This is a genomic window from Pseudomonas sp. R2-37-08W, assembly GCF_003851705.1.
Taxonomy (GTDB): Bacteria; Pseudomonadota; Gammaproteobacteria; order Pseudomonadales; family Pseudomonadaceae; genus Aquipseudomonas.
In genome coordinates, this window is sequence record NZ_CP027728.1 from 2,353,796 (window position 1) to 2,379,937 (window position 26,142).

At 61.8% G+C, this 26,142-nt stretch carries 25 protein-coding genes and 1 pseudogene; 11 read left to right on the forward strand and 15 right to left on the reverse strand.

The annotated features are described in order from the left end of the window. Positions 1-20: 20 nt before the first annotated feature. Positions 21-1,520 (forward strand): sensor domain-containing diguanylate cyclase, encoded by a 1,500-nt coding sequence (locus tag C4J93_RS11065; RefSeq protein ID WP_124429314.1) that lies wholly within the window; start codon positions 21-23, stop codon positions 1,518-1,520. Between the two features lie 719 nt (positions 1,521-2,239). On the opposite strand, the gene C4J93_RS11070 is transcribed toward C4J93_RS11065, so the two are convergent. Both C4J93_RS11070 and C4J93_RS11075 read right to left on the reverse strand, forming a co-directional pair. Continuing rightward, positions 2,240-2,458, reverse strand: coding sequence for a hypothetical protein (locus C4J93_RS11070; RefSeq protein WP_124370327.1), 219 nt, complete (start codon positions 2,456-2,458; stop codon positions 2,240-2,242). Continuing rightward, on the reverse strand, positions 2,458-2,757 hold the full coding sequence (locus C4J93_RS11075) for a hypothetical protein (RefSeq protein WP_124370328.1): 300 nt from the start codon (positions 2,755-2,757) through the stop codon (positions 2,458-2,460). Before C4J93_RS11075 ends, C4J93_RS11070 begins: the two co-directional genes overlap by 1 nt. A 211-nt stretch (positions 2,758-2,968) precedes the next feature. Here C4J93_RS11075 and C4J93_RS11080 point away from each other — a divergent pair, with 211 nt between their 5' ends. From C4J93_RS11080 to C4J93_RS11090, 3 genes are read left to right on the forward strand one after another with little or no spacing between them, the layout of a single operon-like run. Continuing rightward, complete coding sequence (locus C4J93_RS11080) at positions 2,969-3,190, forward strand: PLDc N-terminal domain-containing protein (protein ID WP_124362349.1); 222 nt, start codon at positions 2,969-2,971, stop codon at positions 3,188-3,190. Between the two features lie 13 nt (positions 3,191-3,203). Then, complete coding sequence (locus tag C4J93_RS11085; protein ID WP_124370329.1) at positions 3,204-3,719, forward strand: hypothetical protein; 516 nt, start codon at positions 3,204-3,206, stop codon at positions 3,717-3,719. Between the two features lie 10 nt (positions 3,720-3,729). Next, positions 3,730-4,173 (forward strand): DUF421 domain-containing protein, encoded by a 444-nt coding sequence (locus tag C4J93_RS11090; protein WP_124362351.1) that lies wholly within the window; start codon positions 3,730-3,732, stop codon positions 4,171-4,173. A gap of 6 nt (positions 4,174-4,179) precedes the next feature. Here C4J93_RS11090 and C4J93_RS11095 read toward each other — a convergent pair whose 3' ends face one another. Further along, positions 4,180-8,325: a CheR family methyltransferase gene (locus C4J93_RS11095; protein ID WP_124429315.1), complete on the reverse strand. Its 4,146-nt coding sequence runs from the start codon at positions 8,323-8,325 to the stop codon at positions 4,180-4,182. A 287-nt stretch (positions 8,326-8,612) separates the two neighbouring features. Between C4J93_RS11095 and C4J93_RS11100 the strand changes: the two genes are divergently transcribed. Beyond that, positions 8,613-9,470, forward strand: coding sequence for an SDR family oxidoreductase (locus tag C4J93_RS11100; RefSeq protein WP_124429316.1), 858 nt, complete (start codon positions 8,613-8,615; stop codon positions 9,468-9,470). A 39-nt stretch (positions 9,471-9,509) separates the two neighbouring features. Here C4J93_RS11100 and C4J93_RS11105 read toward each other — a convergent pair whose 3' ends face one another. From C4J93_RS11105 to C4J93_RS11120, 4 genes are all read right to left on the reverse strand, one after another. Next, on the reverse strand, positions 9,510-9,749 hold the full coding sequence (locus tag C4J93_RS11105; protein WP_124419727.1) for a hypothetical protein: 240 nt from the start codon (positions 9,747-9,749) through the stop codon (positions 9,510-9,512). Next, the gene (locus tag C4J93_RS11110; RefSeq protein WP_124362355.1) at positions 9,746-10,003 is read right to left on the reverse strand and encodes a DUF6555 family protein; all 258 of its coding nucleotides are present in this window, start codon (positions 10,001-10,003) and stop codon (positions 9,746-9,748) included. The genes C4J93_RS11105 and C4J93_RS11110 overlap by 4 nt, the downstream gene beginning before the upstream one ends. A gap of 90 nt (positions 10,004-10,093) precedes the next feature. Then, positions 10,094-10,375 (reverse strand): hypothetical protein, encoded by a 282-nt coding sequence (locus C4J93_RS11115; protein WP_124429317.1) that lies wholly within the window; start codon positions 10,373-10,375, stop codon positions 10,094-10,096. Between the two features lie 97 nt (positions 10,376-10,472). After that, positions 10,473-11,237 (reverse strand): OBAP family protein, encoded by a 765-nt coding sequence (locus tag C4J93_RS11120; protein WP_124429318.1) that lies wholly within the window; start codon positions 11,235-11,237, stop codon positions 10,473-10,475. 164 nt (positions 11,238-11,401) lie between these two features. Between C4J93_RS11120 and C4J93_RS11125 the strand changes: the two genes are divergently transcribed. After that, positions 11,402-12,478 (forward strand): M42 family peptidase, encoded by a 1,077-nt coding sequence (locus tag C4J93_RS11125; RefSeq protein ID WP_124429319.1) that lies wholly within the window; start codon positions 11,402-11,404, stop codon positions 12,476-12,478. Positions 12,479-12,496: 18 nt separating this feature from the next. Next, complete coding sequence (locus tag C4J93_RS11130; RefSeq protein WP_124366614.1) at positions 12,497-12,997, forward strand: CinA family protein; 501 nt, start codon at positions 12,497-12,499, stop codon at positions 12,995-12,997. On the opposite strand, the gene C4J93_RS11135 is transcribed toward C4J93_RS11130, so the two are convergent. Together C4J93_RS11135 and C4J93_RS11140 are read right to left on the reverse strand one after the other, a co-directional pair. After that, complete coding sequence (locus tag C4J93_RS11135) at positions 12,994-13,296, reverse strand: hypothetical protein (protein ID WP_124419730.1); 303 nt, start codon at positions 13,294-13,296, stop codon at positions 12,994-12,996. The genes C4J93_RS11130 and C4J93_RS11135 overlap by 4 nt on opposite strands. A 29-nt stretch (positions 13,297-13,325) precedes the next feature. After that, positions 13,326-13,580 (reverse strand): hypothetical protein, encoded by a 255-nt coding sequence (locus tag C4J93_RS11140; RefSeq protein ID WP_124429320.1) that lies wholly within the window; start codon positions 13,578-13,580, stop codon positions 13,326-13,328. A gap of 177 nt (positions 13,581-13,757) precedes the next feature. On the opposite strand from C4J93_RS11140, the gene C4J93_RS27125 reads away from it, so the two are divergent. Further along, entirely contained in the window at positions 13,758-13,907 is a 150-nt protein-coding gene (locus C4J93_RS27125; protein WP_164485251.1) for a hypothetical protein, read from the forward strand. Between the two features lie 141 nt (positions 13,908-14,048). Here C4J93_RS27125 and C4J93_RS11145 read toward each other — a convergent pair whose 3' ends face one another. From C4J93_RS11145 to C4J93_RS11160, 4 genes are all read right to left on the reverse strand, one after another. Beyond that, positions 14,049-15,395, reverse strand: a complete 1,347-nt coding sequence (locus C4J93_RS11145; RefSeq protein WP_124429321.1) for a cytochrome c — start codon at positions 15,393-15,395, stop codon at positions 14,049-14,051. Positions 15,396-15,411: 16 nt separating this feature from the next. Continuing rightward, on the reverse strand, positions 15,412-17,649 hold the full coding sequence (locus tag C4J93_RS11150; protein ID WP_124429322.1) for a molybdopterin cofactor-binding domain-containing protein: 2,238 nt from the start codon (positions 17,647-17,649) through the stop codon (positions 15,412-15,414). Beyond that, a complete protein-coding gene (locus C4J93_RS11155) occupies positions 17,649-18,107 on the reverse strand; it encodes a (2Fe-2S)-binding protein (RefSeq protein WP_124366618.1) in 459 nt (152 codons plus the stop codon). Before C4J93_RS11155 ends, C4J93_RS11150 begins: the two co-directional genes overlap by 1 nt. Positions 18,108-18,275: 168 nt before the next feature. Further along, entirely contained in the window at positions 18,276-19,184 is a 909-nt protein-coding gene (locus C4J93_RS11160) for a LysR family transcriptional regulator (RefSeq protein WP_124429323.1), read from the reverse strand. Positions 19,185-19,305: 121 nt separating this feature from the next. Here C4J93_RS11160 and C4J93_RS11165 point away from each other — a divergent pair, with 121 nt between their 5' ends. Together C4J93_RS11165 and C4J93_RS11170 are read left to right on the forward strand one after the other, a co-directional pair. Next, entirely contained in the window at positions 19,306-20,667 is a 1,362-nt protein-coding gene (locus C4J93_RS11165) for an MFS transporter (RefSeq protein ID WP_124429324.1), read from the forward strand. Then, positions 20,664-21,937 (forward strand): annotated as a pseudogene (locus tag C4J93_RS11170) (glucarate dehydratase family protein). Before C4J93_RS11165 ends, C4J93_RS11170 begins: the two are co-directional and overlap by 4 nt. Positions 21,938-22,004: 67 nt before the next feature. Here C4J93_RS11170 and C4J93_RS11175 read toward each other — a convergent pair. Further along, on the reverse strand, positions 22,005-22,943 hold the full coding sequence (locus C4J93_RS11175) for a LysR family transcriptional regulator (protein ID WP_124429325.1): 939 nt from the start codon (positions 22,941-22,943) through the stop codon (positions 22,005-22,007). Positions 22,944-23,051: 108 nt separating this feature from the next. Between C4J93_RS11175 and C4J93_RS11180 the strand changes: the two genes are divergently transcribed. After that, entirely contained in the window at positions 23,052-24,551 is a 1,500-nt protein-coding gene (locus C4J93_RS11180) for a CoA-acylating methylmalonate-semialdehyde dehydrogenase (protein WP_124403836.1), read from the forward strand. A gap of 345 nt (positions 24,552-24,896) precedes the next feature. Here the strand turns inward: C4J93_RS11180 and C4J93_RS11185 are convergent, their stop codons facing one another. Beyond that, on the reverse strand, positions 24,897-26,141 hold the full coding sequence (locus C4J93_RS11185) for a saccharopine dehydrogenase family protein (RefSeq protein ID WP_124429326.1): 1,245 nt from the start codon (positions 26,139-26,141) through the stop codon (positions 24,897-24,899). Position 26,142: the final 1 nt, after the last annotated feature.

The window sequence follows — 26,142 nt, forward strand, 5'->3', positions numbered from 1 at the left end:
ACTTCCTTTAAGGTGCTGACGTGAAGCGTGATACCCGCCTCGTGATGCTTTTGCTGTTGGTGATCAGCTGTTCCCTGACTTCGTTGACGATCTGGAAAGTCCTGTCTTCCCGTGAGCGTGCGCTGGCGGAAGTGAACGTGCATGGCTTGAACCTCACCCAGGCGCTCACGACCTATACCGAAGGGATCGTGCGCCAAAGCGCGCTGCTGTTGCTGGGCCTGGTCGAGCGCCTGGAAACCGAAGGCAGTGGCCCGGCGCAGATCCAGCGCATCAGCGCGTTGATACGTCGTCAGCAGCCGGTGATGCCGCAACTCAGCGGCATCACCATCTATGACCGGCAGGGTGGCTGGTTGATGTCGTCCAACCGCGCGATTCCGGCGGGCGCCAACAGCAGCGCGCGCGCCTATTTCATCCATCACCGCGACGATCCGAGCCGTGAGCCTTTCATCGGTCCGCCGATTCAGAGCCATACCAACCAGGAGTGGGTGGTTACCATCAGCCGCCGCTTCGATGACGCGGCCGGCAACTTTGCCGGGGTGGTGGCCGTGACCTTGGGCGTGGAGAACTTTCTGCGCGTGTTCGGCAAGCTCGACGTCGGCCAGGACGGTGCGATCGGTTTGTCGTACACCGACGGCACCTTGCTGGTGCGCTATCCCTTCCGCGAGCAGGACATGGGCCGCAACTTTTCCACCTCGCCGATCTATTCCCAGTATCTGGTCGACCGCTCCGTTGGCACCGCTGCTTACACCTCCAGTCTGGATGGGGTAGAGCGGCTGTATGCCTTTCGCAAAAGCGAAAGCCTGCCGCTGATTACCACCGTCGCCCTGGGCAAGCACGAAGCGCTCGCGGCCTGGCGCATTGAAGCCGCGTTGTCGGCTGTGGTGGTGGCGGGGCTGCTGGGGCTGACCGGTTTGATCGGTTGGTTTCTGATCCTTGATATCCGCCGGCGAACCGAGGCCGAAGAGGCGCTGCGTATCGCCCAGCAACAGCTGCTCGACTCTAATCGGCAGCTTGAGTTACTGGCGATGAAGGACGCGCTGACCGGCTTGGCCAACCGACGCTGTTTCGATGAGACCCTGGCCCTGGAAGCGCGCCGGGCGCAACGCGACGGCACGACGCTGGCCATGCTGATGATCGATATAGACTATTTCAAGCGGTACAACGATGCCCTCGGTCACGTTGCGGGCGATGCCTGCCTGCAGAGGGTCAGCGCACTGTTGGAGACATGCGTGCGGCGCCCTTCGGACCTGGTGGCGCGTTACGGCGGCGAAGAAATAGCGATCATCATGCCCGCGACCGACAGCGAAGGCGCGGCAGTGGTGGCGCAATTGATCCTGGATCGACTGCTGCACGCCGATATCGCTCATCCGGGCAGCCCATTCGGGTGTGTGAGTGTGAGTATCGGGGTGGCGGCGGGTGCAGGTGCTGAGCTGGAGCCTGCGCTCGGCTTGATCGAAGCGGCGGACCAGGCGCTTTATAACGCGAAGTCTGCAGGGCGTAATGGATTTGCGCTGCGCTGAGGAGCCCGACGCGAATTAACGGCCCGATCGCGATCCGACAGTGGAAGGGGGCTTGCTCCCGATAGCGGTGTATCAGTTGAGCCTGAGCTGAATGATACTCCGCCATCGGGGCATGGGTATCTACACAATTTTGGCGCGGCCCTGAACCTGCGGCGGCCCAGGAGCCGAAGCCTCTCTAACTGATGCCCCGCGACCAAAATGTGGGAGGGGGCTTGCTCCCGATGGCGGCCTGACAGCCGACCAGGATATTGGATCAAGGCGAGTACATATCCGTTGCTGCGGTAACGGCTGCTATGGGTTCCGCCCTTACGGCGTCTCACTTTTGAAAAGCGCAAAAGTAAGCAAAACGCTCTTGCCCCACCACTCGGCACCTCGCTTAGGCTCGGTGTGCCCGTAATCCGACAGTGATTTGGGGGGCCGCCGCCACGCGCCATCCATGGCGCGGGGCGGCTAAACCGGCATCCCTGCCGGTTTACCCCCCAAATCACTATCGGATTACGGCCAGCGTGGTTTAACGGGGCGCCTAGATCAAAAGCAAGATCAAGAGCGACTCGCTTCGCATCGTGGTTACCGTAGGCTGCTACAAAGTTGTGTAGATACCTATGGCCATCGGGGGCAAGCCCCCTCCCACATTCAGGTCGCGCAGCGTCAGTTAGAGGTTCGGGGCCATGCCAACGTTGTGTAGATACCCATGGCCACCCCCTCCCACAGGGTTAACCTCAATCGGCACCGACCAGCGCAGGCCGGCGACTGCCGAGTTTGCGCAGGCGCTCAACCGGTGTGTTCGCCATCGCCTCTTCATGCAATGCAGTTTCCAGCGCTTCCAGATGCCGCGACAGGATCTTCACCGAGCCGCTCGGGTTGGCAGGGTCGAACGGGATCTTGCCATTGGCGACCAACACCATGGCCAGTTCCCAGGCGCGTTGTGAGTTGTTCATCACGCCACCTCCTTTTCACGCCGGGCAACCGTTGCGTCTTCATTCGCCGCGCTGGATGCGGGCGAGGGGAAGTGGGTGTTGAGCACGCTCAGGTGTTCAATGGCTTCACGAAACAGCGCTTCGGCTTTGCCGCGCAAGCGCAGGTACTCATCGAACATCTGGCTATCGAAATCGGGGCGCTCCAACAGGTCGAACGCGTTGCGGCTGATGGCGTTGGCTTCATTGAACAGCTTCTGGTTTTGATCCATTGCCAATTGGCGGCAGGCCATCAGTTGGGTGTAAGCGTCGTGATGTTGCATGGTGTAAGTCCTTCTTCAACAGGTTCCGATAGGGCTGTGACCCGCCTGCAACGGGACGGTATCAATTTGGTTGCTTCTGAAATATTGATCAATTCAACGATTCAGTTCCGTCGGAACTATCGTTTATTTAGATTCGGCACCTGTCAGCGCAAAAATTCTGAACCCTGCCACCGCCCCGCCAACCTAATGCTGCATAACCGGGAGGTGCACCATGGAACTGACGTATTTCTGGATTGGCTTGATGATCATCCTGTTGTTGCTCGACCTGTGGGTCCTCAACAGCGTGTGGCGTAGCGAAAACTCTTCGGGGAGCAAGGCAGGGTGGACCGCCGTGGTCGTCTTGCTGCCGTTGCTGGGCGCGGTGATATGGGCGGTGTACGGCCCGCGCGGCGTGACCAAGGGCCCGTCCTCGCCGGAGCACAGCAAGGGCTGAAAGAGGGCTGGCTATGCGCGAGTCAAAGCCTGATGACCTGCACAGCCGCGACTATCCGGTACGCGAGGACATGCCTTTGCAACGCAAAGTCTGGCGCTTCGAGCGGCTGGGCTGGTACGGGCTGGTCGTGCTCATGGTACTGACGCTGGCGGGGCTGTTTTCCAAGGGGCCGTTGAGCACCACCGAGGCACGCAGCGCCGACGGGCAGCTACGCGTCGAATACCAGCGCTTCCTGCGCAATGGTTCGTCCGATGCGTTGGTGATCCACCTGCAAGGCGCTGCGCGCAAGCCATTGGAAGTCGAAATCAACGGCGAGCTGTTGCAGGGCTTCAACGTGGAGATGCTCCAACCCCAGCCCCTCAAGGCCAGCGCGGCGGGAGAGGGCGTAAAGCTGTGGACGCTGAGCGACGATCAAGGGCGGGCCACGCTGTACCTGAGCTTGCGCAGTGACGGCGTCGGCAATTTCGACACCCGGGTATCGCTGGCCAACGGCGCCACCGTGGACGTATCCCAGTTCATTTATCCCTAGGGGGGCAATCATGGACTCCGTCTTGCGGGCAGCCGCGATTTACCTGGTATTGATGATCCTGTTCAAGGTCGCGGGCCGACGCTCCCTCGCCGAACTCAACACCTTTGATCTGGTGCTGCTGATGGTGATTGGTGAGGCGACCCAGCAGGCCCTGCTGGGGGATGATTTCTCGCTGACCAATGCGGTGCTGGTCATCGTCACGCTGATCGCTATCGACATCGGCCTGTCATTGCTCAAGCAGCGTTCGCTGTGGTTTTCACGGGTGCTCGATGGCGGGCCGACGGTGGTGGTCGAAGAGGGCCGAGTCCTTCACGAACGCCTCAAGCGCGCCCGCCTGGATGAAGACGATATCCTCGAGGCGGCCCGGTCGGCCCAGGGTATTCTCGAGATCAAGCACATCCGCTTCGCGATCCTCGAGCGCAACGGCAAGATCTCGGTGATTCCTTACCAATAACCGCGCCTAGCGCCGTGCGCGGCACAGGCTCTGGATCAAGCTGATCAACGCATCATGGGTGACGGGTTTGCTCACGTGGGTACTGAAGCCCGAGTCGGTGGCCTTCTTCTGGTCACTGCTGGCACCGTAACCCGTCAACGCGATGGCGGGCACCTGCTGGAGGTGGCTGATCTGGCGCAAGTGCTGCATCAGCTCATGGCCGTTCATGTTCGGCATGCCAATGTCCGAGACAATCAGGTCGAAAGGCGTGTCGCCGGCCGCTTGCAGTGCAGCGAGCGGGTCATCGAACGCACTCACCTCGGCGCCTTCCATCTCCAGCAGCATATTCAACACTTCCAGCACATCGGCTGAATCGTCCACCAGCAAAACCTTGACCCCGGTCAAGCGCTCATCCGAAGCGTCCGCAGCGTTAGCGGGGGGCAGTCGGTCCTGTTGCCTGGAAAGCGGCAGCGCTATCGAGAAGGTGCAGCCAAAGCCCAGCCCTGGGGACTGAACACTGACCGTGCCACCGTGGGCTTCCACCAGTTGCCGGACCAGGGACAGGCCGATACCCAGGCCTTCGCGCTGATGGGTCTGGTGTTGGTTTTCCGCCTGGCCGAACAGGTCGAAGATCTTCTCCAGGCTGTCTTCGGCGAGCCCGGCGCCGCTGTCGATCACGTCCAACCGCGCGTACCCCTCGGTACGGCTGACCAGCAACTGCACGCGGCCGTCGCTGGGGGTGAATTTCAGCGCATTGTTGACCAGGTTCCAAATCACCTGTTCGAGGCGCGTAGGGTCGGCATCGACGAACAAGGCTGCCGGAGTCGTCGGTTTTTGCAGGGTCACCTGGCACTGATGGCCATCGGCGAGCACCACCGCGTAGATATCCTCAAGCGTGCGGATCAGGTCGATCGGTTGCTTCTTCAGCTTGAGCTTGCCGGTGCGCACCCTGGCCACGTCCAGCAGGTCGTCGATGATGCGCGCCTGGCTCGATACCGCTTCGCAGATGGTGTTCACGGCCTTGACCGCCTGGCCGGTGGCCTTGGTCGCCGGCAGGCGTCGCAGCAATTCGGCATTCAGTTGAATCAGGTTCAACGGGTGCTTGAGTTCGTGGGACATCACCGCGAAGAACTCATCCTTGAGGTGACTGTTGGTCTGGGTCTCCATCAAGCGTTGACTCTGCTCATCCTGGGTGCGCTTATGGCCGGTGAGGTCACGGGCGATCTTGACGTAGCCCTGCAGGTTATTGCTGGTCAGCAGGGTGACTTCGCCACTGCAATAAAACCGGCTGCCGTCCTTGCGTACGTGCCAGCGTTCGTCTTCGCCGCGCCCGTGTTCGCGGGCGGCGCGCAGCTCGTTTTCGGGGATGCCGGCGGTGCGGTCTTCAGGGGAGAAGATCAAGTCGTAATAGGCGCCAAGCACCTCGTCCTTGGTATAGCCGAAGATCAACTCGGCGCCGGTGTTCCAGTCGGTGATGGCGCCATGGTCATCCAGAATGATGATGGCAAAATCATGGGTGCTGTCCGCGACCAGGCGCATGCGCTCTTCACCCAGGCGCAGTTCTTCTTCGGCCTGGCGCCGCTTGGTGATATCGATAAAGGTCAGCACCGTGCCATCGATATGGTCTTCGCTGGAGCGGTACGGCAGCAGGCGTGCGATGTACCAGCGGTCGTCCTTGCTGCTGATTTCGCGTTCGATCATGCTCAACGATTCGAACACTGTGGTGGCGTCTTCGGTCATTTCCGGGTAGTTGAGCCGGTGGGTGATGTCCATCAACGAGCGCCCGGTGTCCACCGGCAGCATGCTGAAAATATCCGTGGCCCGTGGCGTGAACCAGCGGATGCGCATGTTGCGGTCGACGAAGACCGTGGCGATATCGGTGGAGGCGATCAGGTTGGTCAGGTAGTCATTGACCTTGTCGGTCTCTTCAACCTTGGTCTTGAGTTCGAAATTGACCGTCAACAGTTCTTCGTTGATCGACTGCAACTCTTCCTTGCTGGTTTCCAACTCTTCGGTGGCCGAGCGCAACTCTTCGTTGACCGCCTGCATTTCTTCGTTGGACGCCTTGAGTTCTTCGCTGGAGACCTCGGCCTGCTCGATGGTGTCCTGCAGGTGCAACTTGGTCCGCTGCAGTTCGCGCTCCAGGTTGCTCATCATCTGGTTTTCGGCTTGGCTGATGGCGGATTCTTCGGCGTGCCGGGGGTCGACTTCAGTTTCCTGGAAAATCACCAGGACATAATCGCTCTCGGTGAGATCGTCCTGGTAGGGCAGGGCGGTGACATCGACCACGTAGGGCACGTGATCGCGCTCGATGCGCACTTTGCGCGACGTCACCGCAAGGCCCGACTGCTGGGCCTGGAACAGCGTCGTACGAATATCCAGGCGCAGGTCCGGGTGCACCAGGGCCAGCAGGTTGCGCGTCATCTCCCCGGCCACATGGCGCAGGAAGCGCGCCGCGCCTTCACTCATGTGCAGGATGTCGGCGTGTATATCCACGATGACACTGGGCGGCGCGGCCTTCTCCAGCGCGCGCAGGTGAATGTCGGCGAACGAGACCTTGTTCGGTACCTTGACCTGGGCGGCAGCGATCGTGGCGCTGGGCCGCAGGTAGCCACCACGCGGCATGCTGGGCGCGCGGCGCATGGCCGCTGAACCGGCCCGCACGCGGAAAATGCGGTTGCGCTTGTCCACCGGCACGAACAGGTCCAGGCAGCCGTCGGCCGACTCCGAGGAGCCCAGGAACAGGTAGCCGCCGGGACGCAGCGCAAAGTGGAACATCTGCAGAATGTCGCGCTGCACCTCGCGGTCCAGGTAGATCAGCAGGTTGCGACAGACGATCAGGTCAATCTGCGAGAAGGGCGGGTCGCTCAGCAGGCTATGCTTGGCGAACAGGACTTTTTCACGAATTTCCTTGCGCACCCGATAGTGCTGGTTTTTTTCCTTGGCAAAGTGCTGGCGCAGGCGTGAAGGCGGCACGTCGGTAATGATCGCTTCCGGGTAGACGCCGTTACGCCCGTGGTTGATCGCGCGCTCATCGATATCGGTGGCGAATACCTGCATTTTTGCATCGCTGCCATCTACCGCCAGTTGCTCGGCGACCAGCATGCTCAGGCTATAGGCCTCTTCGCCGGTGGAGCAGCCGGCCGACCAGATGCGCACCTCTTCGCGTTTGGGCACGCTGTCTTCCAGTGACTTCACCAGGTTGGGCACCACATCGCGCTCGAGCGCTTCGAAGGCCTCGCGGTCACGGAAAAAGTTGGTCACGCCGATCAGCATGTCGCCGAGCAATGCCTTGGTTTCTTCCGGGTGCGCCTGGAGATATTCGTAATAGCTGGCCAGGTCCGGTTGGGCGGTGACCTGCAGGCGGCGCTCGATGCGGCGCAGTACGGTAGCGCGCTTGTAGTGCTTGAAGTCGTGGCCGGTGTTGAGCCGCAGTTGTATCAGGATATCCAGCAGCAACTGTTCGGCTACCGCCGCGTCACGTTCCGTCGCCGGCGGCGTAGTCTTGATCTCGGGGTCATTGGCGGTAGGCAGGATGATGGACCGGGCGTTGCGCCATAGCTCCAGCAGTTTTTGCGGCATCTCCACCACGGGCAACACCAGGTCGACCATCTGGGTTTCGATTGCCGCCAGTGGCATGCCGTCGAATTCCGCGTCTTCCGGGGTTTGCACCAGAGTGACGCCGCCCTGTTCCTTGATACGCGAAAGCCCCACCGCGCCGTCCGATCCGGTGCCGGACAATACCAGGCAAAACGCATGCTCTTTATGGGCGTCTGCCAGGTCGCGAAAGAACAGGTCGATGGCAATATGCGAGCCGCCTTCGCGCTCCGACGGTGAGACGGCCAGGTAGCCATCATTCATTGCCAAGTGCTGCGCCGGCGAAATCACGTACACCCGGTTCTTCTCGATGGGCGTCGTCTCGGTGACCTGCAGCACCGGCAGCCGGGTCGACTCCTGGATGATCCTGTCCGCCACGCTTTGATGGTCGGGGGACAGGTGCAGGATCACCACAAAGGCCATGCCGCAGTCTTGCGGCATGTGTTCGAAAAATGCCTTCACCGCCTGCAACCCGCCCGCCGACGCGCCGATACCCACCACCGGAAAATTCAGGGTGCTGGGGATCAGATCCTTGCGTTGCGGAACATTGGGCGAGCGCGGGGGGGCAGACTTCATAAACACCAACCTTGGTTAACTGCGCAGGGCAAGAATTCGAAACGGGATGAGGGATAAACGAATAGCGGAATATAGCTGAAAAGCGACCTGTAACAGAACGCTTCGACACCACTCGATACCCCAACGGGCGTTCACCCTTCGGTTGAGAGGCGTACTTTGCAAAGGTTTATTCCATCGGACGAGTGGTGCAGCCGTGCGGGTACGGTCATCCGATTTTCTGAAAATTGCTCTGAACTATCGGGCGCGGCCGACCCTCGCAACACTAACCACACACAGGAGGGAATCCGATGAGTAACTACCCAAAACCACCCTTCAAGCCACAGCAGCAGCCTGTACCCGGCGACCAGCGCAAGATGGAGCCGATGCCCGATTGCGGTGAGCAGACCTACAAAGGCTCGGGCCGGCTCGCCAACAAGATTGCCTTGATTACCGGCGCCGACAGCGGCATCGGGCGTGCCGTGGCGATCGCCTTTGCCCGCGAGGGTGCGGACGTTGCCGTGTCGTATCTGGACGAGCATGAGGACGCCAAGGAGACCCAGCGCTGGGTCGAGGCAGCGGGGCGTCAGTGCCTGCTGTTGCCCGGTGACCTGGGCGACGCGGCGCAGTGCACAGCCATTGTCAACGACACGGTGAAGGAGTTCGGGCGTATCGACGTGCTGGTCAACAACGCCGCGTTCCAGATGACCTACAAATCCCTGGAAGATATTCCCGACGAGGACTGGGTCAAGACCTTCAACGTCAACATCACAGCGATGTTCCGGATCTGCAAGGCGGCGCTGCCGCACATGGCCGAGGGCAGTTCGATCATCAACACCACGTCGGTCAATTCCGACATGCCCAACCCGTCACTGTTGCCTTATGCGGCCACCAAGGGCGCGATCGCGAACTTCACCGCGGGCCTGGCGCAGATGCTGGGCGAGCGTGGGATTCGCGTGAACAGCGTGGCGCCGGGGCCGATCTGGACGCCGTTGATCGTGTCGACGATGACTGAAGACATGGTGGAGAACTTCGGTGGCAACACGCCGCTGGGGCGTCCTGGTCAGCCGGTGGAAGTGGCGCCTATCTATGTGCTGCTGGCGTCGGATGAAGGCAGTTATATCTCTGGCGAGCGCTACGGCGTGACGGGGGGTAAACCGATCCTCTGAACAGACGCATGCCCCTGATATTCAGGGGCATGCTTCATGTTACTTTTTCCTGGCGCGGTGAATGCGCATCCACTCTTGATAAGCGGCGGTCCGTTGCGCGTCCGCCAGCTTCTTCGCCTCGGTGAAGCGCGCCCAGGTCGCGGTATCGCCGCTGTAGTGTTCGATGATCTTATAGGCCTGGGCATCCAATCGGTCCGCTTCGTAGAACATCTGGGTGTTCTGCGCGACCTCGTCGTCCGACGTTTGCCTGGCTGTGTAATCCAGCACCTGACTGTTCATGATGTAATGCCCTCTGCCCACTGAATCGCTGCCGCGCCGCACCAGCGCACATCCGTAATGCCGTATTTTTCCGCCATCGGCTTGGAGACGCGCTTGAGGTTGTTTTGCCCGAACCTGGGGATGACCGCCACGCCGGCATCGCAACTGGCCCAGTGCCAGGCTTCAGCGTTATTCATGCGCGCCGCACGCACGATGAACGACCTGGGCTCGCCGTGAAGTTGATACTTGATGGTGAATAACTCGTTGTTTTTCATGAGGACTCCCTATGCTCATGAAGTACAGATATTTGACGTCAAAAATAATTCAAATAAGTTATCGGACAATGCGATGGCCTGCTCGCAGGCTCAATCGTCCACCGTAAAGGTGACCCAACCTGGCCCGTCAGCCGGGCGTTCCAAGGCCACGATCACACCGCTGACAGACGTGCCGTCGGGCACGTTGACGGTGACGAAGTTGGGGTTGCCGGGCCAGGTCAGCGGGGCCTCGAAATCCAGGCGAACGATGGTGGGCTTGCCGCTGCTGGTCATCTTTATGTTGGCGTTTTCGTTCAGGCATTCATCGTCTTCAGTGCCCAGATGGCGGGAAGCGGTAATGACGCTGGCAGGGCCTTGATGGTCGTAAGACATAGTTGAACTCCTCATGCGCGGGGCAGCTGATGCGCCCCTTTCCTATGTGGCAAGCGCCGGCAAATAATCGTTCAATCCAAATGACCAGCTGCCGCTGTCAGTGCTGGTGGGCGGCCTGGGTGGGGTCTTCGATCTGGATGATAGTGCCCTGGCGCCAGGCGTCCGCACCCGGTGCTATGGCCGGAGCGGGGATGTCGGCGCGCGCCTGCTTTTTCCTGGCGCTGTCGACGCCCAGCCGCTGGTCCCGTTCGGCGACCATCTTCGGATCGGCTTGGCCATCGTCGGTAAAGCCCATCATCAATTGCGGAACACCCAGCGGCAGGCGCTTGTTGAGGTCGGTGTGCCAGGTGTGCCAGGTCTTGCCGTAGGTATGCACCAGTTTTTCCATCAAGGCGTGTTCGGCCACCGCAGGAATACCAGGCGCTACCAGTTGGCCCGACTTCACCTCATGCACATGGCTGTGCCACAACGCCTTCTCGGGCGCAGGCAGGCTGTTGAACAGCTGCTCGCTGATGATGTACTCCACGCCCATCAACTTGGCGTCCTTGCGGTTGCCGTCGTAGATCACGCACTGGATCACTTCCTCGTTGAGAATCGCGCAATAGTGATGGGCTTCCATTTGCACGTCGGGATGGCCGTTGTAGAAGTGGAAGCCGTCCAGGTAGGCATTGAGCGCATCGATGGGCGGGCGCGATTGCAGCAGGGCGGCGCCGGTGTCGAGAGTGCGGGTGGTGGGTGATTTGGCCTCACCGGGCGCGACGACGTTGGAGGCTGAGTCGTTGCCGGCGCAGGCGGTCAGCGCGGCCATCGACATCGCCAGGCACAGCGAAGGCAAGGCGGGTTGCAGGCGGTTGATGTTCATTGGGGACTCCCTCCGTGGGGTGGTGTTGGAACACATCTAGAAAGCCTGCCGCATTGGGTGTTCAACCGGATTTCGGTGTACGACCAAGAAGATTTGTGGAACAACCGTTCGGCGTGCCAGGTCATTTTTCATAAGTGTTCAATAGCGCGAATGGAGACCCCCGGATGCAACCCCAGCCAAACGATGCCCGACCCGATGTCCCCCAGTTGCTTCACCAACTGTTGCTCGCCCGCGGCCCTGGCGGCCAGGAGGATGAGGTGCGCGCCATTTGCCTGGAGCACCTGCGGCCGCTGTGTGACGACACCTGGGTGGACCCGGCCGGCAATGTCATCGGCCTGGTCAAAGGCGCGCAGGGCGATAGCGAGCCCCGCCGCGCGGTGCGGGTCATGGCGCATATGGATGAGATCGCCATGGTGGTCAAGCATGTGGACGCCGACGGCACGTTGCGCGTGACCGCGTTGGGCGGTGCCAACCCGGTGAATTTCGGCATGTGCCCGGTGGACATACTCGGTGATCACCAATTCATTCCGGGGGTGCTGTCCTTTGGTTCGATGCATGCCACCGCCAACGCGCCCCAGGGTGCCGATGTGTTGTCAGGCGACGTGCACTGGAATGACGTGCATGTGATCACCCGCTGCTCCGTCGAGACCTTGCGTGACTACGGCGTACGCCCCGGCAGCCGCGTCACGCTGAGCCGCCATTGGCGTGCGCCGTTCCGGGTAGGTGACGCGATTGCCGCGCACTTCCTGGATGACCGCGCGCCCATCGCTGCGGTACTTCATAGCGTGCAGCGCCTGCACCAACGCCGACAGGCGCTGACGTGCGATGTGTATTTCGTCTTCACTACGCTGGAAGAAGAGTGCAACGCCGGGGCGATGTATGCGGCGCAGACACTGCCGGGCGATACCACCATCGCCGTGGAAGTCGGCCCGGTGATGAGCGAGTACGGCACTCGCCTGAGCGTCGATCCGATCATCAATACCGGTGACCTCAAAGGCTATTACACACGTTCCGTGGTCACCGGCCTGGCAGACGCCGCACAGCGCTGCGGTTATGCGCCTCAATATGCGCTGCTGGTGGATTTTGCCTCGGATGCCAGTGCCGTCATGAGTAACGGCACCTCGGCGCGCGGCGGTTGCCTGGCGATTCCAACGGAAAACACCCACGGCTACGAGCTGATTGTGGACGGCGCAATTGAGGCCTGTGCGCTGACATTGGCCGACTACCTTGCAACCTTTTGAACACGGGAAATTGTCATCATGGATATAGCCGCAGCCACTATTGATTACCTGAAACAACACCAGCTCACCCTCACCAGCGCCGAGTCGTGTACGGCAGGCAAGATCATCACGCTGCTGTCGGAGGTCAGGGGCGGCGGGTCATGTATTGAAAGTGGTTATGTCGTGTACTCGCCCGAGGCCAAACAGCGCTTGCTGGGCGTACGCGCGTATACGATCGATACCTTCAACCTCACCAGTTGTGAAGTCGCTCGCGAGATGGCCGAAGGCGCGTTGCGTGACAGCCCGGCCGGGGTTGCCGTCGCCACCACCGGCCTGCTTGGCCCGGATGACATGGACGGCATTCCGGCTGGGACCATTTGTTTTGCCTGGGCTTATCGAATCGAAAACCGGCTGAGTATCTTCAGCCGAAAGGAGCGCTTCATGGGCTCCCGTGAGCAGGTGCAGCTGGATGCGACGCTGCATGCCTTGAAGTGGCTGGCGCATTTTCACCAGCGTGCGTTGGCGGGTGAACGGGGTTAATGACCAGCTGCGCCCGGCCGTTCCGGCTGAAGTTCAATGTTCAACACCAACTCATCGGTGCCCGATGCCTGGGCATCCACGAGCACGCCATGATAAGTACGGTTCTCAACCTTGATCGACACGGTATGTGCCTTCGGCAGCTCCTTCGGCCACGGCCCTGGGATGTGCAGCGATAGGCGCTCGCCGGCCTGGGTAATCCGCGCCATGCATGCATGGGAGAGCGGGTTGACGCCGAGCAGTGTGTCTTGAAGGTAATCGATGGTGCAGCGTTGCGACGGTGCAGCGGTGGAATCCGGCATGGAAAGCCTCGTTCTGTTTTTAAGCGTATTTACCCCACGGAGGAAAGACGGGAGGTTTTCCGGGAAACCACCATGTCTTCCATGATTTCCCGTACGAGCCGGTTGATACCTGACTCGCCGTGGTAGCGGGCGCGGTTGATATTGGCGATGGTGAACTGATTGGCGTCAGGCGCGAGCACCGTGACGGACAGGCTGCTGTCTGGATTGATCGCGCAGGTAACACGGCAACTGCGCAGTCGCTGTGCAAGAGCATGCTCGATTTGCGCTTTGGTCAACGTGTCCATGGGATCACCGACTAACAGGCTTTAACGGGTCAAGGTTAGCCCAAATATGCCGTACGTAAATGCTAGCTAATTAATGGCAAACCATTCGTCAGCCTCACGGCCTGTGCAGGGAACGTTCGTGTCCGGAAACTGGCCACATGTAGCACAGGCTGATGAATAGGTTTAACAGGAGATCTTATGAAAAAGCTGTCTATGTGCTTGGGTTTTTGCAGCATGTTCCTGCTGCACGGCTGTTTCGACAATTCCGATAACACCACCAAAGACAACACCAGCGGCAGCAAGTCTTCGGTGCAGATGCAGGAAGGCAAGGGCGACGAGAGCAAGTAGGCCTAGCCTGGCCAAATGTGGGAGGGGGCTTGCTCCCGATGGCGGTGTGTCAGTTACACATGCATTCACTGACACACCGCTATCGGGAGCAAGCCCCCTCCCACATTTGATCACCTATATCAAAGAGATCGCGTTCCGGCCTCAACGCATATGCAAAATGATCGGGCTGCTGCTGGCCGGGTCGGTATGCCCGCGCAGTTTTCCCACCACCTGGGCGTCCACCGCGCCACCCTGGTTGCCCCAGGTACTGCGCACGTAGGTCAGCACCTGAGCGATGTCCTGATCGGACAATTGCTCACGGAACGCCGGCATACGGTAGGCATCCGGTATGCCTGCGGCCACCACCCGTTGCGAGCCGTTGAGGGTGATGTTGATCGCCGAGGCGCTTTCCTTGGCCAGCGCCGAGGTGGCGCCTGCCAGCGGCGGCATCCACTCCGGCTGGCCCTTGCCGTTCAGGCCATGGCAGGAGGCGCAGCGGGTAGCATAGGTGTGGGCGCCGGGGGCATCCGCACGCGCGTCGGCGGCCACGGCCTGATACTGCCAAGGCGTGCCATCTCGCTGCGGGTCGCCGGGCAGGGATTTGAGGTAACGGGCGATAGCGGCCAGGTCGTCGTCAGCCATGAACTGTGTGGAGTTGTTGAACGCTTCGGTCATCGAGCCGTAGACCACCGCATGCTGGTTGCGCCCGGTCTTGAGGAACTGCACGATCTGCGCCTCGCTCCAGCGGCCCAGGCCAGTGTTGGGGTCTTGGCGCAGGCTCGGTGCGTACCAGCCGTCGAGCAGCGCACCGGCCAGGAACGGCGCACCGGATTGGTCCAGGGCTTTCTCGTTGAAGGCCAGGCCGCGCGGTGTATGGCAACTGCCGCAGTGGCCAGGGCCCTGCACGATATAAGCGCCACGGTTCCACAGGGCATCCTGGCTCGGGTTGGCGGCGTAGGCGGCGGTGGGCGCAAATACACCATTCCACAGGGCGATGGGCCAGCGCAGGTTCAGCGGCCAGGGAATATCGCTGGGAATGTTCGGCTGGTTGGCCGGCTGCACGCCCTTCATGAAGAACGCATACAGCGCCTTGATGTCGTCGTCGCTGAGTTTTACGTAAGACGGGTAGGGCATCGCCGGGTACAGCCGCCGCCCACCCGGCGCCACGCCGTGGCGTACGGCGCGGTCGAAGTCGGCAAGGCTGTAGTTGCCAATGCCATGCTCGCGGTCGGGGGTGATGTTGGTGGCATGAATCGCCCCCAGCGGCGTGGCCATTTTCAGGCCACCGGCAAACGGCGCCTTGCCTGCCAGGCTGTGACAGGCCACGCAGTCGCTCAGACGCGCGACATATTCGCCGCGACTGACCAGTGCCGGGTCGACACTGGCGGTGTTTTGTTCTGCGAACGGCGAGGCGGGCTCGCGGGTGACGTACCAGGCCAGCAGGCCTGCCACGACCAGGCAGGGCAGCGCCAGCCAGCCTGCGGTTCTTGCGAATCGGCGGTTGTTCATGGGCGTTCCCTGTGGGTTAACTGAAGGTGTAGCGGCTCAACGGCAAGCTGCGGATGCGCTGGCCGGTCAACTGTGCCACCGCGTTAGCCACTGCTGGCGCTACGGCGGGCAACGGTGGTTCGCCGATGCCGCCCATTTTTTCGCCGCTCTCGACGATCTTCACGTGTACCCGCGCCATTCGCGAGGGCGGCAGGATCGGGTACAAATCGTAGTTGCGCGCCCGCGGCTTACCGTCCACGTAGACCGCTTCCTCCAGCAAGGTTTGCGACAGGCCCAAGGCCACGGCGCCGTTGACCTGGGCTTCAATGATCGCCGGGTTGACGATGCTGCCCGGGTCGATGGCCTGCCAGATGTCATGCACCTTGACCTGGCCCTTCTCGATCGACACTTCGGCGATCACCGCCGCGTGGGAGCCAAACGGTGAGGCCATGGCCACGCCACGCGCCCGTCGGCTGCCGTCTTCGGCGGTGAACGGTCCGCGCTTCCAGCCGCCGGACAGTTCGCCCACCGCTTGCAGCAGAGTGGTCAGCCGCGCATTGTCGCGCAGCAGGTGCAGGCGCAATTCGTACGGGTCGTGGCCGCCCTTGTCGGCCAGTTCATCGAGGAACGCTTCATAGAAGAAGTCGTTCAACGAATTGCCCACCGAACGCCAGTAACCGAGCATGGCCGGGCCCTTGACATAAATCTGGGCGATGCGCTTGTTGGGGATCGCATAACTTTTGCCGGACAGGCCTTCCAGGGCCGTGGGGTCGAGGGCATCGCCTTGCTTGCCGGCAATCGCTTCGGTGGGGCCTTCGGTGGCGCTCACCGCTTCGATGGCCACAGGCAGGCCTTTGTCATCCAGCGCGGCGCGGAACTTGACCACCGCGACCGGGCGCAGCACATCGCGCACGAACTCTTCCTCGCGGCTCCAGATCAGTTTGATCGGCCGGCCGACAGCCTTGGCCAGGGCGATAGCCTGCGGGTAGGGGTTGGCCGAGTCATACAAAAAATGCCGCCCGAAAAAGCCGCCGAGCAGCGGCGAATGCAGGGTGATTTGCTCAACGGCCAGGCCGGTGCGCTTGGCGATGTCGGCGCGGAACATATCCGGCGCCTGGTTCGGCAGCCACACCTCCAGCGTGCCGTCGCGGTTATAGCGCGCCAGCGCCGAGGGCGGCTCGAGCTGAGCGTGGTTGAGGTATTGGTTGTGATAGGTGGCGTCGACGCGGGTCTTGGCGTTGGCCAGCGTGGCGGCCACGTCACCCTGGTTTTCGTCGTCGCGGGCCGGGCCTTGCTGGGCGGCGAGAAAGTCGCGGTATTTATCGCTGGAAAAGTCCGCCGGCATCGCGCGCACGGCAGAGTCGGCGGCGGCTTCCAGCCATTCCACCTGAATCGCTTCAACGGCCCGCTTGGCGTGCCACCAGCGTTCGGCCACCACCGCCACGGCGCCGGGCAAAGTGTGCACCGAATGCACGCCCTTCATGGCCTCGACCTGAGCCTGGTTGCGCAGGCTGCCCACCGTCATGCCCAGGCGCGGCGCGTGCTGCACCGCGGCGTGGAGCATGCCGTCGACTTTGAGGTCGATGCTGTACTGCGCCTTGCCGGTGGATTTGTCATATGCATCCAGGCGTTTGACCGGCTTGCCGATCCAGCGGAACTGGCTCGGGTCGCGCAGGGTAATGCTGGCCGGGTCGGGCACGGGCATGTCCAGGGCGCGGCCGGCCAACTCGCCATAACCCAGCGAGCGGCCCGACGCGGCATGCACCACCCGGCCCGGTTGCGTGGTCAGTTGCGCCAGCGGCACACCGAGCTGTTCGGCGCCAGCCTGCATCAACATGGCGCGAGCGAGGGCGCCGAGGCGGCGCATGGTCGGGTAGCTCATGCGCACCGACATACTGCCACCGGTGATGCGCAGGCCATTTTCCATCACCACGTAGGCTTCACCGGGCGGTGCGGCTTCGACCACGAAGGTGGCAGGGTCGGCATCCAGCTCCTCGCCGATGATCTGCGCCATGGCGGTGTGCGTGCCCTGGCCGCCTTCCATGAAGGGGCTGAGCAGGCGCACGCTGCCGTCCGGGCGAATCTCGAGGAACGCCGGCACCTGGGTGCCGCGTTCAGCGGCGGCGCCCGTGGCAGCCTGCACCCTGGAAGCGCCGAGGGGCAGGCCGAAGCCGATGACCAATGCACCGACGGCGGTGCTCGCCAGAAAGCGTCGACGCGACAGGTTGATCGGTGCGTCCAGGGTCACACCGGGCAGAATCTCGGACGTCTTCATCAAACGCTCTCCTTGCCGGCGGCCAAGTCATCCATGGCGGCGTAGATGGCATTGTAGGTGCCGCAGCGGCACAGGTTGATCATGGCCGCGTTGATCTGCTCTTTCGACGGTGCAGGGGTGTGCTTGAGCAGCGCCGTGGCCGCCATCACCTGCCCGGACTGGCAGTAACCGCATTGCGCCACCTGGCGCTCGACCCAGGCCGCGACCACGCGCTTGCCCACGTCATCGGCTTCAATCGCCTCGATGGTGGTGATCTCGCGGCCGACCAGCGCCGCCACCGGCGTGACGCACGAGCGCACCACGTTGCCGTCCACCAGCACCGAACACGCGCCGCACTGGGCCAGGCCGCAGCCGTACTTGGTGCCGGTCAGGCCCAGGTCGTCGCGGATCACCCACAGCAACGGCGTGTCGGCGTCGGCATCGACCTGATAGGCCTGTTGGTTAATACGTAATTCCATGGCGGCTCACCTGTTGATCATCGGTTGGTGGTGCTGAGTTCTTAGAGTTCTTATAGGAGAGGTGCGACCGCAGGTCGCCCATCGTCGAACTCTAGACCAGCGCGCAAGGGCCATCTATGCAATAGCCCACAAGTTCAGAGGATCAGGCAAGTATTCAACAGGATTGGGTCAATGGTGCGGCAGCAAGCGCTCGCCCGCAGCGCTGCGGATACCTTCCAGGAGCATGGTGAACGCCGGGTTGTCGTTGTGCTCGCGCCAGATCAGGTGCAGCTCGCTCTGCGCGCCTTCGCCCAGGTCGATATCGCGGAACACCACGTTCTTGAACACCACGCTGCTGGCGCAACGCGGCACCAGGGCCAGGCCCATGCCGGCGTTGACCAGGGCGAGGATAGTCAGGGACGAGCCGAGCCACTGCACATACTCCGGCGCGACACGGGCCGAGCGCAGCAGGCCGGTGAGCAGCTCGTTGAACGGCGGGTAGGCGGAATGGGCGTACATCAGGAACGGCTGCGCATCCAGGTCTTGCACGCTGACGGTCTGTGCCTGGGCCAGCCGATGACTGCTCGGCACCGCCAGCACAAACGGCTCGCGCACCAGGCATTCAGTGGCGTAGCCGGGCTCCAGCAGCGGCGCGCGGACGATGCCCAGGTCGATGCGCCGGGCGCGCAGGGCTTCGTATTGCTGGTAGGTGTTCATTTCGGACAGGTCGATCTTGACGTGGGGCTGCTTGAGGCGCGCCTCGGCAATCACTTTGGGTAAAAACTCATACACCGCGCTGCCGACGAAGCTGATATTGACCGTACCGATATCGCCCTCGGCAAAGCGTCGCGCGGTGACGGCCGCTTGCTGGGCACGCTCGAGCAGGTTCTGCGCCTCGATGAAAAAAGCCCGGCCGGCGGCGGTCAGCGCGACGCTGCGGGTGGTGCGGGTAAACAGCTCCACGCCCAGGTGATGCTCGAGCAACTGGATCTGCCGGCTAAGGGGCGGCTGCGTCATGTTCAGGCGTTCGGCCGCCCGGCGGAAATTCAGTTCGGTGGCCACGGTGGTGAAGCAGCGCAGTTGGGTCAGTTCGAACATTGATCTAATTCCAGTATCAATCGAATGCCAGGTTAGATTAGACGGGAACAATCCTCGGCGTCCATCATCGACCTGTCCCTAAAAAAACGATCCCTAAAAAAACAATGACTGGGAGTTGCCCGTGGATACCCTTCACAATCCGCCAGACCCGAGCGTGCTCGCCCGCGCTGCCGCCAAGGTCAAGCGCCATGTCCTGCCGCTGTTCGTGGTGATGTTCATCGTCAACTACATCGATCGGGTCAATATCGGCTTCGTGCGCAGCCATATGGAAACCGACCTGGGCATTGGCGCGGCGGCCTACGGCTTGGGCGCCGGGCTGTTCTTCATTGGCTATGCGATTTTCGAAGTGCCATCCAATTTGCTGCTGCAACGCTACGGCGCGCGGGCCTGGCTGACGCGCATCATGTTCACCTGGGGCGCGGCCGCGATGGGCATGGCCTTTGTGCAGGGGGAAGCCAGTTTCTACGTGCTGCGCTTTGTGCTCGGCGCCGCCGAAGCCGGGTTCTTTCCCGGCATCATCTACTACTTCACCCAGTGGCTGCCGGCCAGCGAGCGCGGCAAGGCCATGGCGGTTTTCCTCAGCGGTTCGGCCATTGCCTCAGTGATCTCCGGGCCGGTGTCGGGCGCGCTGCTGAATGTCAGCGGGTTCAGCCTGCATGGCTGGCAATGGATGTTCCTGATCGAAGGCTTCGCCTCCATCGTGCTCTGCGGGTTTGTGTGGTTCTGGTTGCAGTCCCATCCCCATCAGGCCAAGTGGCTCAGTGACGAAGAAAAACACGCGCTGGTCAGTGCCATTGCGCTGGAGCAGCAGGCGCGCGAGGCGAGCCAGTGCGTGCGGCCGTCGATGTTCAAGCTGTTGGCCGACAAACAGATCGCGCTGTTCTGCTTTATCTACTTCTCCATCGCCCTGACCATCTACGGCGCCACCTTCTGGCTGCCGAGCATGATCAAGAAAATGGGCAACCTGGGTGACTTTCAGGTGGGCTTGTTCAATGCCATTCCGTGGTTGATTTCCATCGTCGCCATGTACGGCTTCGCGGCGCTGGCCAGCAAGTGGAAGCACCAGCAAGCCTGGGTGTCGCTGATGCTGGTGATCGCGGCGTTCGGCATGTTCATGTCTACCCTGGGCGGGCCGGTGTTTGCGTTCGTCGCCATCTGTTTTGCCGCGATTGGCTTCAAGGCCGCGTCGGCGCTGTTCTGGCCGATTCCCCAGGGTTACCTGGATGCGCGGATCGCGGCGGCGGTGATTGCCTTGATCAATTCGGTGGGCAACCTGGGCGGGTTCGTCGCGCCTACCACCTTCGGTTTGCTGGAGCAGACCACCGGGTCCATCGAGGGCGGGCTCTACGGCCTGGCCGCCACTTCGCTGGTGGCGGCGGTGGTGGTGTTCTTTGCCCGCACCGCACCGCGTGGCGGTACACCGTCCAACCCATCCACCGCGCCTCACGCTTTGTCTTCAGATCCACAGGGAGCCGTCTCTTGAAAATTATCCGCGTCACCGTCACCCCGATTGCCTTTCGCGACCCGCCGCTGTTGAACGCCAGCGGCATCCACGAGCCTTTCGCGCTGCGCTCGATCATCGAGATTGAAAGCGACACCGGCTACATCGGCCTCGGCGAAAGCTATGGCGATGCCCCGGCACTGGCGATCCAGCAACAGGTACAGCAACAGCTGATCGGCCTGGACCCGTTCAACCTCAATGGCCTGCGCGCTATCGTGCAGGCCACCGTGGCCGCGCATAAACCGCTGAGCGTGGCCGGTGCGGAACTGGCGCCGGGCTCCCATGCCAGCAAAGCCGTGAGTAATGCCTATTCGGCGTTCGAAGTGGCGTTTCTCGACCTGCAGGCGCATTCGCTGAATGTACCGCTGGTGGACCTGCTCGGCGGCGCGATCCGTGACCAGATCCCGTTCAGCGCCTACCTGTTTTTCAAATACGCCGAACACATCGATTCACCCTACAAGCCCGACAGTTGGGGCGAAGCCCTGACTGAAGCGCAGATCGTCGCCCAGGCTCGGCGCATGCTCGAGACCTACGGTTTCAAAAGCATCAAGCTCAAGGCCGGTGCGCTGGAGCCTGAACATGAGGTGCGCTGCATCAAGGCGCTGAAAAAAGCCTTTCCCGGCGTACCGCTGCGCATCGACCCGAACGCTAACTGGTCTCTGGCCACCTCGATTCGCATGGCCGAACTGCTCGGCGACGACCTGCAATATTACGAAGACCCGACCCCGGCCTGGACGGCATGGCCGAGCTGCACAAGCGAACCGGCTTGCCCCTGGCGACCAACATGGTGGTCACCGATTTTGACGAGTTCCGCCGCAGCGTGGCGCTGAACAGTGTGCAGATCGTGCTGGCCGACCATCATTACTGGGGTGGCCTGCGCGACACCCAGGTGCTGGCGAAAATGTGCCACACCTTCGGCCTGGGCGTGTCGATGCACTCCAACTCACACTTGGGCATCAGCCTGATGGCCATGGCCCACGTCGCGGCGTCGGTGCCCAACCTCGACTATGCCTGCGATACGCATTACCCATGGCAGGAGCCAGACGAAGAAGTGATCAAGGGCGGCAAGCTGCCCATCGTCGACGGCTGCGTGAGCGTCACCCGCGCGCCGGGGCTGGGCCTGGAGCTGGACCACGATCAGTTGGGCAAGCTGCATGACCAATACCTCAGTTGCGGTATCCGCCAGCGTGACGATGTGAAGCAGATGCAGCGCTATCAACCGCAGTGGAAAACCGTCAAACCACGTTTCTGAAGCCGGTCGCTTGCTTTGCCCGGTGCCGCACTCGCGTGCGTCGCCGGGCCTTTTTTTGTGCGCCGCCTCAGCCGTCGAATCGAAACCCCCCCGCCAACTGCGCCTTTAAAAACCCCACCAGCGCGCTCACTGCTTTCGGCACATGGGGCGAGTAGGGGCGGATCAAGTAGATTTCATCGGCAAATGCGCCTTTGAGCGTCCACCCCTTCAATACCTGCACCAGCTTGCCCTCGGCCAGCGCCGCATGGGCGCTGAAATCCGGCAGCAGGGCGATGCCCAGGTGATTGAGCGCCGCGTCGCGCAGGGCTTCGCTGTTGTTGGTGGCGAAGCTGCCGGCGATGGGCACGGTCAGGCGTTCGAGGTGTTTGCTGCCGCGTTCGAAGGTCCAGGCCGGCTGGTCGGCGCCCCGTGGGTAAAACAGACAGTTGTGCGCCGACAGATCACCCGGCTCGCGGGGTTCGCCATGGCGCTGCAGGTAATCGCGGGTGGCGACCAGCACCGAGGCGGTGTCGCAGAGCTTCCAGGCCACATGGGTCTCGGGTATCTGGAAACCATGGCGCACGGCCAGGTCGTAACCTTCGGCGGCCAGCGAACTCAAGGCGTCGGACACGTCCAGCTGGATGCGCACCTGCGGATATTGGCGCAGGAATTGCGGCAGATGCGGCACCAGCTGTTGCCGGGCGAACGCCACCGGCGCGGTCAGCCGCACCAGGCCACGCACTTCGCCGGCCAAGTCACGCACCGCAGAGAAACTGCGGGCGATGTGTTCATAGGCGCTGCGCACCTCGCGGGTCAACGACAGCCCCGCATCGGTCAGCCGTACGCTGCGCGTGGTGCGCGTCACCAGCCGGGTGCCGGTGGCTTTTTCCAGGTCGGAAATCCGCTGGCTCACCGCCGACTTGCTCACCCCAAGGCGCGCGGCAGCGGCGGTGTAGGTGCCGTGTTCTTCCAGCACTGACAGCCAATGGATATGGGTCCACAGCCCTTCGATCTCTGCTTTTTCCATGGGAGTATTGTTCGCCAGGGTGCACAATAAGTTCAGGATTCTGCTCTGGTTCGGAACAAAGCGAAAGCCTAAGGTGTGTACCAACGCCAACCACCTGGATCGCCTGCCATGCCGATTACCCTTGAGCACTACATCAACGACCAGCGCGTGAGCCGCGATGATCGCTATCAGGACGTCTACAACCCGGCCACCGGCGCAGTCACCGCGCGTGTGGCCCTGGCCAGCCGCCAGACCGTGGCCGAAGCCGTCGCCGCCGCCCAGGCCGCCTTTGCCGGTTGGGCCGACACCCCGCCGATCCGCCGCGCCCGTGTGCTGTTCGAATACCTGCACTTGCTGCGTGAACGCAAGGACGACCTGGCACGCATCATCGTCGCCGAACACGGCAAGGTGTTTACCGATGCCCAGGGCGAGGTCGACCGTGGCATCGACATCCTCGAATTTGCCTGCGGCATTCCCAACCTGCTCAAGGGCGAACATTCCGACCAGGTCTCCCGTGGCATGGACAATTGGACAATGCGCCAGCCGCTGGGCGTGGTGGCCGGCGTCACGCCGTTCAACTTCCCGGTGATGGTGCCCATGTGGATGTACCCGATCGCGATTGCGGCGGGTAATACCTTCATTCTCAAGCCCAGCCCCACCGATCCGAGCGCCTCGTTGTTCATGGCCGAGCTGCTGCGCGAAGCGGGCCTGCCCAAGGGCGTGTTCAACGTGGTGCAGGGCGACAAGGAAGCGGTGGACGCGCTGATCGAACACCCGGACGTCAAGGCCGTGAGCTTTGTCGGTTCCACGCCGATTGCCCAGTACATCTACGAAAGCGGTGCGCGTAACGGCAAACGCGTGCAAGGCCTGGGCGGCGCGAAAAACCATATGGTGGTGATGCCCGACGCGGATATCGAGCGCACCGTCGACGCCCTGATGGGCGCCGCCTACGGCAGTGCCGGGGAACGCTGCATGGCAATCTCGGTGGCGGTGCTGGTGGGCGATGTGGGTGACAAGGTCATCGCTGCCTTGACCGAACGCGCCAAGCAACTGCGCATTACCGATGGCCGCGACCTCAAGGCCGAAATGGGCCCGATCGTGTCCCGCGCTGCCCTGGAGCGGATCAGCGGCTATATCGAGCAAGGCGTGCAAGCCGGCGCGCAACTGCTGCTTGATGGCCGCGACTATGTACCCTCCGAGCCCGGCCTGGAAAATGGCTTCTGGCTCGGCGCTACCTTGTTCGACCATGTGACCCGAGACATGAGCATCTACCGCGAAGAAATCTTCGGCCCGGTGCTGGCCTGCGTGCGTGTGGATGATTTCGCCGCCGCAGTGAAACTGGTCAACGACCACGAGTTCGGCAACGGCGTCAGCTGCTTCACCCGCGACGGCAACATCGCCCGCGAATTTGCGCGGCGCATCGAAGTGGGCATGGTCGGCATCAACGTTCCGATTCCGGTGCCGATGGCCTGGCATGGGTTTGGTGGCTGGAAAAAAAGCCTGTTTGGCGACATGCATGCCTATGGCACCGAGGGCGTGCGTTTTTACACCAAGCAGAAATCGATCATGCAGCGTTGGTCGGAGAGCATCGAGCAGGGCGCGGAGTTTGCGATGCCGGTGTCGAGGTAAGGTTTACCCCTGCACCACAAAACCTGATGTGGGAGGGGGCTTGCCCTAATGCCAGTCAGTTAAGAAGTAGAAAGGGTAAAAAGTAACCTGTGGCGAGGGAGCTTGCTCCCGCTGGACTGCGCAGCAGTCCCATTTTTGGGGCCGCTTCGCGGCCCAGCGGGAGCAAGCTCCCTCGCCACAGGTACAGTGTTCGTCCTTAACTGACTGGCATTAGGGCTTGCCCCCGATGCAGTGTGTCAGCCGGCTCAGTTGTAGCTGATGCATCGCCATCGGGGTGTAGAACCCCTCCCACAAAAAGAATGCGCCCAATCGGGCGCATTCTTTTGTTCGGTCAGCTATCGCCGGTCAGGCAATCGCATCCCAGGCGCGATCACCGTGCTCGTCTTTGATCCGAGTCGGCAAGCCCATCACGTCCAGCGCTTTGAGGAACGGCTCAGCCGGCAGTTCCTCGACGTTGGCCATGTGTTTCACATCCCACTCGCCACGCGCCACCAGCAGCGCAGCGGCTACCGGTGGGACGCCTGCAGTGTACGAGATGCCTTGGCTGTCGGTCTCGGCAAAGGCTTCTTCGTGATCAGCCACGTTGTAGATGAATATCTCGCGCGGCTGGCCGTTTTTGGTGCCTTTGACCAGGTCGCCAATGCAGGTTTTGCCGGTATAGCCCGGTGCGAGCGATGACGGGTCGGGCAGTACCGCCTTGACCACTTTCAACGGCACCACTTCCAGGCCTTCAGCGGTTTTGACGGGCTTCTCGGAAAGCAGGCCGAGGTTTTTCAGTACGGTGAATACGTTGATGTAGTGTTCACCGAAGCTCATCCAGAAACGCACATTGGGCACGTCGAGGTTTTTCGACAGCGAGTGCACTTCATCGTGGCCGGTGAGGTAGAGGTTCTGCGAACCGACTACCGGCAGGTCGTCGGTGCGTTTGACTTCGAACATGGTGTTGCTGGTCCACTGGCTGTTCTGCCAGCTCCACACCTGTCCGGTGAACTCGCGGAAGTTGATTTCCGGGTCGAAATTGGTGGCGAAGTATTTGCCGTGGGAGCCGGCATTGACGTCGAGAATGTCGATCGAATCAATGCGGTCGAAATGCTGTTGCTGCGCCAGCGCGGCATACGCGTTGACGACACCCGGGTCGAAGCCCACGCCAAGGATGGCCGTGATGTTCTTCTGTTTGCATTCTTCCAGGTGGTTCCATTCGTAGTTGCCGTACCACGGCGGGGTCTCGCAGACCTTGCCCGGCTCTTCGTGGATGGCGGTGTCGAGGTAAGCCACGCCCGTATCGATGCAGGCACGCAGCACCGACATGTTGAGAAACGCGGAACCCACGTTGATGACGATCTGCGAGTCGGTCTCGCGGATCAGGGCCTTGGTCGCTTCCACGTCCAGGGCGTTCAGCGCGAAGGCCTGGATGTCGGCGGGTACCTTGAGGCTACCCTTGGCCTTGACGCTGTCGATGATGGCCTGGCATTTGGAGATGTTGCGCGACGCGATAGCAATACGACCGAGTTCGTCGTTGTGCTGCGCGCACTTGTGGGCCACCACCTTGGCGACACCTCCTGCACCAATGATAAGAACGTTCTTTTTCAAT

What these genes read in the sequence shown, in the direction of transcription:
- C4J93_RS11070 (WP_124370327.1), bottom strand. Translation starts at nt 2,458, where the DNA reads ATGAACAACTCACAACGCGCCTGGGAACTGGCCATGGTGTTGGTCGCC.
- C4J93_RS11075 (WP_124370328.1), bottom strand. Translation starts at nt 2,757, where the DNA reads ATGCAACATCACGACGCTTACACCCAACTGATGGCCTGCCGCCAATTG.
- C4J93_RS11080 (WP_124362349.1), top strand. Translation starts at nt 2,969, where the DNA reads ATGGAACTGACGTATTTCTGGATTGGCTTGATGATCATCCTGTTGTTG.
- C4J93_RS11085 (WP_124370329.1), top strand. Translation starts at nt 3,204, where the DNA reads ATGCGCGAGTCAAAGCCTGATGACCTGCACAGCCGCGACTATCCGGTA.
- C4J93_RS11090 (WP_124362351.1), top strand. Translation starts at nt 3,730, where the DNA reads ATGGACTCCGTCTTGCGGGCAGCCGCGATTTACCTGGTATTGATGATC.
- C4J93_RS11095 (WP_124429315.1), bottom strand. Translation starts at nt 8,325, where the DNA reads ATGAAGTCTGCCCCCCCGCGCTCGCCCAATGTTCCGCAACGCAAGGAT.
- C4J93_RS11100 (WP_124429316.1), top strand. Translation starts at nt 8,613, where the DNA reads ATGAGTAACTACCCAAAACCACCCTTCAAGCCACAGCAGCAGCCTGTA.
- C4J93_RS11105 (WP_124419727.1), bottom strand. Translation starts at nt 9,749, where the DNA reads ATGAACAGTCAGGTGCTGGATTACACAGCCAGGCAAACGTCGGACGAC.
- C4J93_RS11110 (WP_124362355.1), bottom strand. Translation starts at nt 10,003, where the DNA reads ATGAAAAACAACGAGTTATTCACCATCAAGTATCAACTTCACGGCGAG.
- C4J93_RS11115 (WP_124429317.1), bottom strand. Translation starts at nt 10,375, where the DNA reads ATGTCTTACGACCATCAAGGCCCTGCCAGCGTCATTACCGCTTCCCGC.
- C4J93_RS11120 (WP_124429318.1), bottom strand. Translation starts at nt 11,237, where the DNA reads ATGAACATCAACCGCCTGCAACCCGCCTTGCCTTCGCTGTGCCTGGCG.
- C4J93_RS11125 (WP_124429319.1), top strand. Translation starts at nt 11,402, where the DNA reads ATGCAACCCCAGCCAAACGATGCCCGACCCGATGTCCCCCAGTTGCTT.
- C4J93_RS11130 (WP_124366614.1), top strand. Translation starts at nt 12,497, where the DNA reads ATGGATATAGCCGCAGCCACTATTGATTACCTGAAACAACACCAGCTC.
- C4J93_RS11135 (WP_124419730.1), bottom strand. Translation starts at nt 13,296, where the DNA reads ATGCCGGATTCCACCGCTGCACCGTCGCAACGCTGCACCATCGATTAC.
- C4J93_RS11140 (WP_124429320.1), bottom strand. Translation starts at nt 13,580, where the DNA reads ATGGACACGTTGACCAAAGCGCAAATCGAGCATGCTCTTGCACAGCGA.
- C4J93_RS27125 (WP_164485251.1), top strand. Translation starts at nt 13,758, where the DNA reads ATGAAAAAGCTGTCTATGTGCTTGGGTTTTTGCAGCATGTTCCTGCTG.
- C4J93_RS11145 (WP_124429321.1), bottom strand. Translation starts at nt 15,395, where the DNA reads ATGAACAACCGCCGATTCGCAAGAACCGCAGGCTGGCTGGCGCTGCCC.
- C4J93_RS11150 (WP_124429322.1), bottom strand. Translation starts at nt 17,649, where the DNA reads ATGAAGACGTCCGAGATTCTGCCCGGTGTGACCCTGGACGCACCGATC.
- C4J93_RS11155 (WP_124366618.1), bottom strand. Translation starts at nt 18,107, where the DNA reads ATGGAATTACGTATTAACCAACAGGCCTATCAGGTCGATGCCGACGCC.
- C4J93_RS11160 (WP_124429323.1), bottom strand. Translation starts at nt 19,184, where the DNA reads ATGTTCGAACTGACCCAACTGCGCTGCTTCACCACCGTGGCCACCGAA.
- C4J93_RS11175 (WP_124429325.1), bottom strand. Translation starts at nt 22,943, where the DNA reads ATGGAAAAAGCAGAGATCGAAGGGCTGTGGACCCATATCCATTGGCTG.
- C4J93_RS11180 (WP_124403836.1), top strand. Translation starts at nt 23,052, where the DNA reads ATGCCGATTACCCTTGAGCACTACATCAACGACCAGCGCGTGAGCCGC.